Origin of the sequence: Ferrigenium straubiae (assembly GCF_051257895.1) — a bacterium.
Taxonomy (GTDB): Bacteria; Pseudomonadota; Gammaproteobacteria; order Burkholderiales; family Gallionellaceae; genus Gallionella; species Gallionella straubiae.
The window spans coordinates 2,655,110-2,666,173 of the sequence record NZ_CP194331.1; the positions used below are offsets into that span (position 1 = coordinate 2,655,110).

An 11,064-nucleotide genomic window follows, 5' to 3' on the forward strand; every position below is an offset into this window, starting at 1 on the left:
GGAATTTTGAGGGCGGGCCGTTTTACGGTATCATCGCACTCCATGACCAAGTATATTTTTATCACCGGCGGCGTTGTGTCTTCTCTCGGGAAGGGCATCGCCGCCGCTTCACTTGCGGCCATCCTCGAATCGCGCGGCCTCAAGGTGACGATGCTCAAGCTGGACCCCTACATCAACGTTGACCCGGGTACGATGAGCCCGTTCCAGCACGGCGAGGTGTTCGTCACCGAGGACGGTGCGGAAACCGACCTGGACCTGGGGCATTACGAGCGCTTTATCTCCGCGAAGATGCGCAAGGCCAACAACTTCACCACCGGGCAGATTTACGACAGCGTGATCCGCAAGGAGCGGCGCGGCGAGTATCTGGGCAAGACGGTGCAGGTGATCCCGCATATCACCAACGAAATCCAGGCGTTCGTCGAGCGTGGCGCGGCCGCCTCGCATGACGGCAAGGTCGATGTGGCGATTGTCGAGATCGGCGGCACGGTCGGCGACATCGAGTCGCTGCCGTTCCTCGAGGCGGCGCGGCAGATGGGACTGCGCATGGGGCGCAACCAGGTGGCTTACGTGCACCTGACCCTGGTGCCTTACATCGCGACCGCCGGCGAACTCAAGACCAAGCCGACGCAGCACAGCGTACAGAAGCTGCGCGAGATCGGCATTTTCCCCACCGCGTTGCTGTGCCGCGCCGACCGGCGCATTCCCGACGACGAGCGCGCCAAGATTTCGCTGTTCGCCAACGTGCGCGAAGAGGGCGTGATCTCGATGTGGGACGTGGACAGCATCTACAAAGTCCCGCAAATGCTGAACGAACAGGGGCTGGATCGCATCGTTTGCGAAGAACTGGCGCTGACCCCGCCGCCAGCCGACCTGTCGGTGTGGCAGAAACTCGTTGTCGCGCAGGAGAATCCCAAGCACCACATCACCATCGGCATGGTCGGCAAATACGTCGATCTGACCGAGTCCTACAAGTCACTGATCGAGGCGCTGCGCCATGCCGGCATCCATACCTCGACCAGGGTGGATATCGAGTACATCGATTCGGAAAACCTCGAGACTTCCGGTGCGCAGAGCTTGGCGCATTTCGACGCAATTCTGGTACCGGGCGGCTTCGGCAAGCGCGGCACCGAAGGCAAGATCGCCGCGATCCGCTTTGCGCGCGAAAACAAGATACCTTACCTGGGCATCTGCCTGGGGATGCAGCTCGCGGTGATCGAATATGCGCGACATGTCGCGGGCATGACTGACGCGAACAGCACCGAATTCAACCTCGAATCCGAGCATCCGGTCGTGGCGCTGATCACCGAATGGCGCGATCGTGACGGTAAAGTGGAGAAGCGCGGCACTGATTCGGATATGGGCGGCACGATGCGCCTTGGCTCACAACGCTGCCCGATCAGATCCGGCACGCTCGCACAGCACATCTATGGTGACGAGGTGAACGAGCGGCACCGCCATCGCTATGAGGTGAATAACCATTACGTGCCCGCGCTGGAGAAGGCCGGGCTGATTATTTCCGCGCGCACCCCTTCCGAGGATCTGCCGGAGATGATGGAACTGCCGCAGTCCATGCACCCGTGGTTCGTCGGCGTGCAGTTCCATCCCGAATTCACTTCCACCCCGCGTGCCGGTCATCCGCTGTTCAGGTCCTATATCGAGGCGGCATTGCGCCGCAAGGAATCGGTATGAAGCTGTGTGGATTTGAAGTCGGCCTGAATCGGCCGCTGTTCCTGATTGCCGGTCCATGCGTGATCGAGTCTCGGCAAATGGCGCTGGATACTGCCGGGGCGCTGAAGGAAATCTGCAATGAATTGAAGATGCCCTTCATCTACAAGTCCTCCTACGACAAGGCCAACCGCAGTTCCGGAAAGTCGTTTCGCGGCTTCGGCCTGGATGCCGGGTTGAAAATTCTCGACGAAGTGAAGGCGCAAATCGGCGTACCGGTGCTGACCGACGTGCATGACATCGAGGAGATCGCGCCGGTTGCGGCGGTCGTGGATGTGCTGCAAACCCCGGCCTTCCTGTGCCGCCAGACCGACTTCATCCAGGCCGCGGCGAGCGCGGGCAAGCCGGTGAATATCAAGAAGGGGCAGTTCCTGTCGCCGTGGGATATGCAGAACGTTGTGGCAAAGGCGCGCGACGCCAGTGGCCAGGAAAACATCATGGTCTGCGAGCGCGGCGCATCGTTCGGCTACAACAACCTGGTGTCGGACATGCGCTCGCTCGCGGTGATGCGCAATACCGGTTGCCCGGTGGTGTTCGATGCGACGCATTCGGTGCAGCTGCCGGGCGGGCAGGGCACGGCCAGCGGCGGGCAGCGCGAGTTCGTGCCGGTGCTTGCGCGTGCGGCGGTCGCGGCAGGGATTTCCGGTTTGTTCATGGAGACGCATCCAGACCCGGCCAAGGCGCTGTCGGATGGACCGAATGCTTTTCCGCTCGGGCATCTCAAGGCGTTGCTACAGACCCTGATGGCGCTGGATGAGACTGTCAAGCGGCAGGGGTTGATCGAAGAAAATCTCGACCTGAAAAATATTTAAGCAAAGTAGAGGAAAAATTATGAGCGCTATCGTTGACGTAATCGCCCGTGAAATCCTGGATTCGCGCGGCAACCCCACCGTGGAAGCGGATGTGCTGCTGGAGTCCGGCGTGATGGGGCGTGCCGCCGTGCCGTCCGGTGCATCCACCGGCACCAAGGAGGCCGTGGAACTGCGCGATGACGACAAGCAGCGCTACCTCGGCAAGGGTGTGCTCAAGGCGGTGGAATACGTGAACACCGAAATCGCTGAGGCGATCGTCGGGCTGGATGCGGCGGAACAGGCTTTCATCGACCAGACCATGATCGAGCTGGACGGTACCGAAAACAAATCACGCATTGGTGCGAATGCGATCCTCGCGGTGTCGATGGCCGTGGCTCGTGCCGCGGCGGAAGAAAGCGGCCTGCCGCTGTACCGCTACCTGGGCGGCGCCGCACGCATGGAAATGCCGGTGCCGATGATGAACATCATCAACGGCGGGGCGCACGCCGAGGGCGGTGCGGACATCCAGGAATTCATGATCGTCCCCGTGGGCAGCCAGAGCTTCCGCGAGGCGCTGCGCTGCGGCGCCGAGGTATTCCACAACCTGAAAAAAATCCTGCACCACCGCGGCCTCAGTACCACGGTGGGCGACGAGGGCGGCTTCGCCCCTGCACTGGGCTCCAACGAGGCCGCGCTGAAAGTCATCGTGGAAGCCATCGAGGCCGCAGGTTATACGCCCGGTGCAGACGTGGCAATCGGCATCGATGCCGCCGCGTCGGAATTCTACAAGGACGGCCAGTACCACCTGAAGGCGGACGGGCTGACCCTTAGCTCCGCGCAGATCATCGACCTGTACGCCGCCTGGGTGGACAAGTATCCGGTCATCACCATCGAAGACGGCATGAGCGAGCATGACTGGGAGGGCTGGAAGCAACTCACCGCGCGCCTCGGCAAGAATATCCAGCTGGTGGGCGATGACGTGTTCGTCACCAATACCAAGATCCTGCGCGAAGGCATTCGACAAGGGCTGGCGAACGCCATCCTGATCAAGGTTAACCAGATCGGCACCCTGACCGAGACCTTCGCCGCAATCGAAATGGCCAAACGTGCCGGTTATACAGCGGTGATCTCGCACCGCTCCGGCGAGACCGAGGACTCATTCATCGCCGATCTCGCGGTGGCAACCAACACCATGCAGATCAAGACCGGCTCTCTGTCGCGCTCCGACCGCATGGCGAAGTACAACCAGTTGCTGCGCATTGAGGAAGACCTGGGCGATACCGCCTCCTATCCGGGGCGCGAGGCGTACTATCAGTTGAGTTAATGCGTGTTGTCACACTGATACTGGCTATCCTGCTGCTGTTGTTGCAGTACCCGCTATGGCTGGGCAAGGGAAGCTGGTTGAAAGTATGGGATATGAACCGCCAGGTCGAGGCACAGCAGCAGGTCAATCAGCAGACCCAGGCACGCAACGCCATGCTGGACGCCGAAGTGCGCGACCTCAAGCAGGGAACCGAAGCCATCGAGGAGCGCGCACGCAGCGAACTCGGCATGATCAAGCGCGACGAAGTTTTTTTCCAGATTCTGGAAAAACCATCCGCACCGGTGGCGCCGAAGCAGCCGGAACTCTCGCCGGCTTCTGCCGTTTCCGGCGCCATCAGATAACGCATCCAGGGATTTCCGTAAAATCTATTTGATGAGGCAGTGTTTCGCATAATCGGTGGTCTCATTGAGACTCCACTCACCTTTGGGTTTTTCCTTCAGGTTCGCGCACCATTTTTCGCTTCCTACTTCAGGCGCACAACCCCCGAGCGATAAAGCCAGCAGGGCAGTCAGGACGAGCATGACGAAGCGTGTTGTTGCATTCATGGAAAAAATCCTTTTCAAACGGTTGAAGTGCGGACGATGCATCCGGGATGAGGCGCCATTCTGCAGGCGGGCTGCAAAAAGCTCAATCCGGGCAGCATGCTGAGTAAGCCGCCGCCCCAACAAAACAACAAGGCCTCCTGTTTTGGACAGGAGGCCTTGTCGGTTTTGAGCAAGCCTTGCAGCTTACCGCCGGGCGGCGGCCTCGTCGTGCTCGATCATCTGCTCCATCAGCATAAGCATCATGTCCATATGCTTGCCCGCCATTCCCATCATCGGACAGCCGCCACTACCCATCATGGGGCAACCCGCGCCGCCCATCATGCAGCCACCTGAGCCACCGGAACCACCCATCATTGGGCACTTCATGTCGCCACCCATCTTGCAACCAGAGCCGCCCATCATGGGACAACCCATCATATGGCCTTGCCCCTGTGTGGCACCCGCCTGCCCCTTTTCCACGAGCTCCATGCCGCAAATCGGGCAGAGGCCCGGCTGGTCGCGCACGACGTTGGGATGCATGGGGCATGTCCAGACTTTTCCTTCTGGGCTGGACGTGGTTTTACCGGTGGCCGTCTGGGCGGGGTTAGCCTGTGCGGCGGGAGCGGCATCGGGATTGCTGTCGGGCTGGCCGGCCGGATTGCCGCCCATCATGGGACAGCCTGCACCGCCCATCATGCCGCAGCCTCCCATCATATGGCCACCTTTCATGTGGCCGCCTCCCATCATGGGGCATCCCTTGCCCATGCCGCCCATCATGTCGCGCACCATCTTGATGCTGTCGAGCATGCTCTTCCGGTGTTCCTGCAGGAGCTTCTGGCGTTTCTTCGGGTCCTTGGTCTGATGGATGGTTGCCATCTGCGCCTGCATCTTGTTCATCGACTTCATCGACTCCTGCATCATGTTCTCATGAGCACTCATCTGTTCATCCATCCCGGCGGTTCCGGCCTGTGCCGCCTGCGCAGTTTTTTCAGGATGGTGGGCATCCTCCGCAAGGACGGGTTGAGCAAACAGTGCAATTGCCGCAAGAAGGGGGACTAATAGAAGTTTTTTCATTTTTTGTTCTCCTGATGGACGAATTGAGATTCAAACCTGGAGTACAGCAGTCCAAGATATTGCGGGCTAATGTTGCCATACCCTGAAACAAATCGCCACTGGGCGGCATGTTGACTCGGCTGCCGATAAAACAACAAGGCCTCCTGTTTCTGGCAGGAGGCCTTGAGTATTCCGGGAATCCGGCAGCCGGCTTACTTGCCGAGACCGGACAGCATTTCAGCCGCGCGCACCGTGTTCGCCACCAGCATGGTGATGGTCATCGGGCCGACGCCGCCGGGCACCGGGGTGATCCAGCCGGCCACTTCCTTCGCCGAATCGAAATCCACGTCGCCGCACAGCTTGCCGTCGGGCAGGCGGTTGATGCCGACGTCGATCACCGCCGCACCCGGCTTGACCATGTCGCCGGTGATCATCTTCGCCCTGCCGGTGGCGACGACGAGGATGTCGGCATCGCGCGTGTACTTGGCGAGGTCGACGGTCTTCGACGTGCAGATGGTGACGGTGGCGTTGTGCTGCAGCAGCATCAGCGCCATCGGCTTGCCGACGATGTTGCTGCGCCCGACCACCACGGCGTGCTTGCCTTCGATGGCGACGCCGCATTTTTCCAGCAGAATCATCGCGCCGTAGGGGGTGCAGGGGGCGAAGCGCATGTTGCCGGTGACCAGCGCACCGACGTTCATCGGATGGAAGCCGTCCACGTCCTTGTCCGGGCTGATGGCTTCGAGCACCTTGCCGCTGTCGATATGCTTGGGTACGGGCAGTTGCACGAGGATGCCGTGGATCTTCGGGTCGTTATTCAACTCGGCGATCTTCGCCAGCAGCGCAGTTTCCGGAGTGTCGGCGGACATGACGATGTGCTCGGAATGCAGGCCGAGTTCGGCGCAGGCCTTTACCTTGTTGGCGACGTACACCTTGGAGGCGGGGTCTTCGCCGACGATGATGACTGCAAGCCCAGGCGTGACGCCTCTGGCTTTCGATGCATCGGCGCGTTCCTTCCACTCGGCGCGCACCTGCTGGGCGATGGTTTTGCCGTCGATAATCCGTGCTGTCATGATTTGCTCCCGTCTGTTGTATGCGTTAGATGCCGGTAAATATTTTCTTCCGGTACTGCTCGATGCCGTTCATGATTTCCGTACGGGCCGCTTCAGCCCCTTCCCAGCCCTTGATCTTGACCCATTTGCCCGGCTCCAGCGCCTTGTAGAGCTCGAAGAAATGTTTGATCTGCTCCAGCGTGATCTTCGGCAGATCTTCGTAAGACAGAACTTCATGGTAAAGCGGGGTCAGCTTGTCGGTGGGCACGGCGATGATCTTGGCATCACCGCCGCCTTCATCCTCCATGCTCAACATGCCGACCGGACGGCAGGGGATGATGGCGCCATGAACGATAGGGAATGGGGTAATCACCAGCACGTCCACCGGGTCGCCGTCGTCAGCGATGGTTTCCGGGATGAAGCCGTAATTGCACGGATAGCGCATCAGCGATCCGATGAAGCGATCCACCACCAGCACGCCGGATTCCTTGTCTACTTCGTATTTTACCGGATCGGCGTGCTTGGGGATTTCGATGATGACGTTGCATTCATGGGGAACCTTGTCGCCGGGGTGCACATTTAACAAGCTCATACTATTCCTTAAAGTTGGCAAAATAAAAAACGCGCAATTATAAGCGAAGCAGGGCGATGCCGCAGAGCCGTATTCAGTTTAGAATGAAGCATCTTTGTCACTGGGAGGTGATGTCATGGCAGCGCAAGGGAAGCTAATCGGCAAAATGGTCATCGGCCAATCGGGAGGCCCCACCGTCGTCATCAACCAGTCGCTGGTCGGCGCGGTGCTGGCGGCGCGCAAACAGCCCGGCATCACCGGCATCCTCGGCGCGCGACACGGCATCGCCGGCATCATGAAGGAAGATTTCATCGACCTGACCACGCAGAGCGTCGAACAGCTTGAGCTGGTCGCCACCACCCCGGCGGCGGCGCTCGGTTCGGTGCGATTGAAACCCGGAAAGGCCGAATGCGAGAAGGTGTTCGAGGTGTTCAGGAAGAACGACGTGCGTTATTTCTTCTACATTGGCGGCAACGATTCTGCCGAGACCGCGCACATCATCGCCGAGATGGCCAAAGAGGCGAACTACGATTTCTGCACCGTGCATATCCCCAAGACCATCGACAATGACCTCAAGGTCACCGACCACTGCCCAGGCTTCGCCTCGGCGGCGCGCTTCGTGGCACTCGCCTTCATGGGCGACGACCGCGACAATCGTGCGCTGCAGGGCATCAAGGTCAACGTGGTGATGGGGCGCAGCGCAGGTTTCCTCACTGCCGCCTCCGCACTGGCGCGCCAGGCGGAAGGCGATGGTCCGCACCTGATCTACCTGCCGGAGCGCGTGTTCAATGTCGAAAAGTTCAAGCAGGACGTGCGCGAGACGATGGCGAAATACGGCCGCTGCGTGATTGCCGCCTCCGAGGGTATCTCCGACAAGGACGGCAACCCGATCTCCACCAGCGGCGAGCGCGACTCGCACGGCAACATCCAGCTCTCCGGCAGCGGCGCATTGGGCGACACGCTGGCCGCGCTGGTGAAGGAAGCCTTCCCAGGTCAGAAGGTGCGCGTGCGCGCCGACACCTTCGGCTATCTGCAGCGCTCCTTTCCGACGATTGTTTCGGAGATCGACGCCAGGGAGGCGCGCGAAGTCGGCGCCGTGGCGGTGAACCATGCCGCCGGCACCGGCCAGCCCGGCTCGGTGGCGATCCGCCGCCTCAGCAGCAAACCATACGCCAGCGAATGCTTCATTACCCCGTTGTCGTCGGTGGCGAAGGTTGCCACCGAAATGAAGGACGAATACATCAACACGGCGGGCAACGACGTTACACAGGCATGGATCGACTACGTCGCCCCGCTGGTAGGCGAGTTGCCGAAGATGGGCCGTCTGTAGGATATTCTGGCCACTTCTGGCGATTCGGGCGTGACGAATTTGGAGATATCACGGCAATCACAAAAAGGCCGCACTTTCTCGAGCAGGTAAATCAGGCATGAAGGATAAGCAACGTGGCGCATCCGCCGCGAAGGACATGGCCGCGCCTGCCGAAAAAAACGGTTTGATGTTTTTCGGCTGCGGCGTCACGCGATGAATGAGCAACTAACCATCAGCTGGACCGAGGCGGGCAGGGCCTGTTCCGCGCGCTGGCGGTCGGAGAGCGGAGCGCCGCCGCCCAAGCGCGTGGTCGTCGCCGACGACACGATGAAGGCGGACGAGGCATATCGCCTAGCCTGCGAAGGTACCGCGCTGTTGTGGCGCGGCGATTACCAGAACGCGCGCCAGTTGCTGCAGGCGATGTCGCGGCGCGCGAATCGCAAGGCGCGCAGGACCTCCGCATTGCCCGCCGAGGCGTTCCACCTTCATCGCCAGGCACAGTCGCAACGCGCGCGCACGCTGGCCATGGTCCTGCTGCCGCTGGATCGCGACTACGCAATCCCGCTACGCCGTGCCCCGGATATGCGCCAGGCATGCATCGAAGCGTATGGTCCGGCAAGCGGAGCTTCGGTGGTCCCGCTGCGCGAATTGCTGGGGCTGATCGGCGCGCATGAGTGGCGCAAGAAGGGCGTCGAGATTGTTGTCCTTGGCGTATCAGGGCTGGGCGCGCGCATCCATCCGCACTACGGCGTGTTCTCGCCGGTGCGCGGCGAGTATGTGGGGCTGGTGAACGAGGCGCCGCTGCCGTCAACGGCATTGGCTTTCGATATTGGCACCGGCACCGGCGTGCTGGCCGCAGTACTGGCACGCCGTGGCGTGAAGCGCGTCGTGGCGACCGATCAGGACCCGCGCGCCTTGGCCTGTGCCCGCGACAATCTGGCGCGGCTGGGGTTGGACGGGCAGGTGGAATTGGTGCAGGCGGACATGTTCCCTGCCGGACGCGCGCCGCTGGTTGTCTGCAACCCTCCGTGGATCCCGGCGCGGCCCAGCTCCCCGATAGAACATGCGATATTCGATGTCGACAGCCGCATGTTGCGTGCCTTCATCGGCGGGCTGCCCGCGCATCTGGAGCCGGGCGGCGAGGGTTGGCTGGTGCTGTCGGATATTGCCGAACATCTCGGGCTGCGCACCAGAGACGAGCTGCTGGCACTATTCGATGCGGCAGGGCTGCGGGTGGCGGGGCGGATGGATGTCAGGCCGCATCACCCCAAGGTCTCGGATGTTGATGATCCGCTGCACGCCGCGCGCGCGGCGGAGGTGACCTCACTGTGGCGGCTGGCGGTCAAGGGTTGAGGGCGCAAGCTGGTTTTGACACAAAATTGCCAGGCAATCCTGTTATTACGTTGCCCGACAGCGGATGCTCGTGACGTGCAGCCGCCCCTTTGTAAGACGATCCGCGAGATTGAAATGAGCGACTGCTCCTCGGTGCGGATTCAACCCGTCGATGCAACAAGTTGGTTAAATCGTTCAGCCGGTGTTTCGTAGTTTAGCGTCTTCCTTGGACGTTCATTTAGCTTCCTCGCCACGCCATTTAGCTGTGCTTGCGTGTATCCGGAGATGTCCATCCCTTTTGGGAAGTACTGTCTCAACAATCCATTGGTATTTTCATTCGTCCCGCGCTGCCAAGGATTCTGAGGGTCACAGAAATAGACCTTGATGTCGGTCGCCAAGGTAAAGCGCTTGTGGTCCGCCATCTCCTTACCTCGATCCCACGTCAGCGATTTGTAAAGTTCCTGCGGCAGCTTGTGAGCATGTTTGATCAATGCATTTATGACGGTCTCGGTATCTTTTCCTGCCACCTTCACCAACATCACATAGCGTGTCTGGCGCTCAACAAGTGTCGCAATCTGGCTACTTAAAGTCCCACACAGCAGGTCGCCCTCCCAGTGGCCTGGCACTGCCCGGTCTTCTGCCGTGGCCGGACGCTCGCTAATCGATACCGCATCGGTGATTCGGCCATGATTATCCGTCTTCTGCGTATGATGCCGCGAACGGCGCATGACTCGCGTGCGCCGCAGGTGGGCCAGAAGTTCCTTCTTCAATGCGCCTCTGGCCTGGATGTAGAGGCTGCGATAGATGGTCTCGTGTGACACCTGATAGTCCTCGTCATCTGGATAGGTGCATTTTAGCCATCCGGCAATCTGCTCCGGTGACCATGCCATTTTCAGTTTGCCTGCCACGATATGTGCCATCGCGCGGTTCTTCACCAGTTTACAAGGTTGGGGGCGATGCGCACGCTCCCAGGCAGCCTGGTCGGCCTGGCTTGCGCGATAGCTCTTTCGATCACCGTTACGTTCGATCTCTCGACTAATTGTCGAAGCGGCACGGCCAAGCTTCTTGGCGATAGAGCGGATTGAATCCCCTGCAACGACTGATCGAGAGATTTCTTCACGTTCAGACAAGGTTAGTGCCAGTCTCGAACGACGTCGAGGAATCGGCCGAATGCCGCCGGCCTCAGACAAAATTCGCTCGATTGATGAATGGTATCGATCAAACAGCTGCGCGATCTGCTGAAGGGAATCGCCTTTCTGCCAGCGATCCCACATCAGCGCCTTCTGGGATTCAGTGTAATGAATGCGAGGTCTTTGTTTCATCTGCAACACTCCTTTCGCTTTCGCAAAGTTTAGTGTGTTGCATCGACGGGTTGAATCCGCA

11 protein-coding genes are annotated in these 11,064 nt (G+C 60.2%); 6 read left to right on the forward strand and 5 right to left on the reverse strand.

What is annotated here, in order from left to right:
- Positions 1 to 42 precede the first annotated feature (42 nt).
- The 4 genes from ACRRNM_RS12900 to ftsB are packed head-to-tail and all read left to right on the forward strand — an operon-like array spanning position 43 to position 4,181.
- Positions 43 to 1,689, forward strand: a complete 1,647-nt coding sequence (locus tag ACRRNM_RS12900; RefSeq protein ID WP_435628604.1) for a CTP synthase — start codon at positions 43 to 45, stop codon at positions 1,687 to 1,689.
- A complete protein-coding gene (kdsA, locus tag ACRRNM_RS12905; RefSeq protein WP_435628605.1) occupies positions 1,686 to 2,537 on the forward strand; it encodes a 3-deoxy-8-phosphooctulonate synthase in 852 nt (283 codons plus the stop codon). Before ACRRNM_RS12900 ends, kdsA begins: the two co-directional genes overlap by 4 nt.
- A 19-nt stretch (positions 2,538 to 2,556) precedes the next feature.
- The gene (gene eno, locus ACRRNM_RS12910) at positions 2,557 to 3,840 is read left to right on the forward strand and encodes a phosphopyruvate hydratase (RefSeq protein ID WP_435628606.1); all 1,284 of its coding nucleotides are present in this window, start codon (positions 2,557 to 2,559) and stop codon (positions 3,838 to 3,840) included.
- Positions 3,840 to 4,181 carry a cell division protein FtsB gene (gene ftsB, locus ACRRNM_RS12915; RefSeq protein ID WP_435628607.1) on the forward strand — a complete coding sequence of 114 codons (342 nt, stop codon included), beginning with the start codon at positions 3,840 to 3,842 and terminating at the stop codon, positions 4,179 to 4,181. Before eno ends, ftsB begins: the two co-directional genes overlap by 1 nt.
- Before the next feature lie 24 nt (positions 4,182 to 4,205).
- Here the strand turns inward: ftsB and ACRRNM_RS12920 are convergent, their stop codons facing one another.
- From ACRRNM_RS12920 to ppa, 4 genes are all read right to left on the reverse strand, one after another.
- Positions 4,206 to 4,385, reverse strand: a complete 180-nt coding sequence (locus ACRRNM_RS12920; protein WP_435628608.1) for a DUF3012 domain-containing protein — start codon at positions 4,383 to 4,385, stop codon at positions 4,206 to 4,208.
- Positions 4,386 to 4,568: 183 nt separating this feature from the next.
- A complete protein-coding gene (locus ACRRNM_RS12925) occupies positions 4,569 to 5,438 on the reverse strand; it encodes a heavy metal-binding domain-containing protein (protein ID WP_435628609.1) in 870 nt (289 codons plus the stop codon).
- Positions 5,439 to 5,629: 191 nt separating this feature from the next.
- On the reverse strand, positions 5,630 to 6,490 hold the full coding sequence (gene folD / locus ACRRNM_RS12930; RefSeq protein ID WP_435628610.1) for a bifunctional methylenetetrahydrofolate dehydrogenase/methenyltetrahydrofolate cyclohydrolase FolD: 861 nt from the start codon (positions 6,488 to 6,490) through the stop codon (positions 5,630 to 5,632).
- A 25-nt stretch (positions 6,491 to 6,515) separates the two neighbouring features.
- The gene (ppa, locus tag ACRRNM_RS12935) at positions 6,516 to 7,061 is read right to left on the reverse strand and encodes an inorganic diphosphatase (RefSeq protein ID WP_435628611.1); all 546 of its coding nucleotides are present in this window, start codon (positions 7,059 to 7,061) and stop codon (positions 6,516 to 6,518) included.
- 115 nt (positions 7,062 to 7,176) lie between these two features.
- On the opposite strand from ppa, the gene ACRRNM_RS12940 reads away from it, so the two are divergent.
- Both ACRRNM_RS12940 and ACRRNM_RS12945 read left to right on the forward strand, forming a co-directional pair.
- The gene (locus ACRRNM_RS12940) at positions 7,177 to 8,370 is read left to right on the forward strand and encodes a 6-phosphofructokinase (RefSeq protein WP_435628612.1); all 1,194 of its coding nucleotides are present in this window, start codon (positions 7,177 to 7,179) and stop codon (positions 8,368 to 8,370) included.
- 192 nt (positions 8,371 to 8,562) lie between these two features.
- A complete protein-coding gene (locus tag ACRRNM_RS12945; protein ID WP_435628613.1) occupies positions 8,563 to 9,702 on the forward strand; it encodes a methyltransferase in 1,140 nt (379 codons plus the stop codon).
- A gap of 140 nt (positions 9,703 to 9,842) precedes the next feature.
- On the opposite strand, the gene ACRRNM_RS12950 is transcribed toward ACRRNM_RS12945, so the two are convergent.
- A complete protein-coding gene (locus ACRRNM_RS12950) occupies positions 9,843 to 11,003 on the reverse strand; it encodes an IS30 family transposase (protein WP_435626700.1) in 1,161 nt (386 codons plus the stop codon).
- Positions 11,004 to 11,064: the final 61 nt, after the last annotated feature.

Excerpts from the sequence above, each read along its gene's own strand:
- ACRRNM_RS12900 (WP_435628604.1), top strand. The coding sequence starts at position 43 with ATGACCAAGTATATTTTTATCACCGGCGGCGTTGTGTCTTCTCTCGGG.
- kdsA (WP_435628605.1), top strand. The coding sequence starts at position 1,686 with ATGAAGCTGTGTGGATTTGAAGTCGGCCTGAATCGGCCGCTGTTCCTG.
- eno (WP_435628606.1), top strand. The coding sequence starts at position 2,557 with ATGAGCGCTATCGTTGACGTAATCGCCCGTGAAATCCTGGATTCGCGC.
- ftsB (WP_435628607.1), top strand. The coding sequence starts at position 3,840 with ATGCGTGTTGTCACACTGATACTGGCTATCCTGCTGCTGTTGTTGCAG.
- ACRRNM_RS12920 (WP_435628608.1), bottom strand. The coding sequence starts at position 4,385 with ATGAATGCAACAACACGCTTCGTCATGCTCGTCCTGACTGCCCTGCTG.
- ACRRNM_RS12925 (WP_435628609.1), bottom strand. The coding sequence starts at position 5,438 with ATGAAAAAACTTCTATTAGTCCCCCTTCTTGCGGCAATTGCACTGTTT.
- folD (WP_435628610.1), bottom strand. The coding sequence starts at position 6,490 with ATGACAGCACGGATTATCGACGGCAAAACCATCGCCCAGCAGGTGCGC.
- ppa (WP_435628611.1), bottom strand. The coding sequence starts at position 7,061 with ATGAGCTTGTTAAATGTGCACCCCGGCGACAAGGTTCCCCATGAATGC.
- ACRRNM_RS12940 (WP_435628612.1), top strand. The coding sequence starts at position 7,177 with ATGGCAGCGCAAGGGAAGCTAATCGGCAAAATGGTCATCGGCCAATCG.
- ACRRNM_RS12945 (WP_435628613.1), top strand. The coding sequence starts at position 8,563 with ATGAATGAGCAACTAACCATCAGCTGGACCGAGGCGGGCAGGGCCTGT.
- ACRRNM_RS12950 (WP_435626700.1), bottom strand. The coding sequence starts at position 11,003 with ATGAAACAAAGACCTCGCATTCATTACACTGAATCCCAGAAGGCGCTG.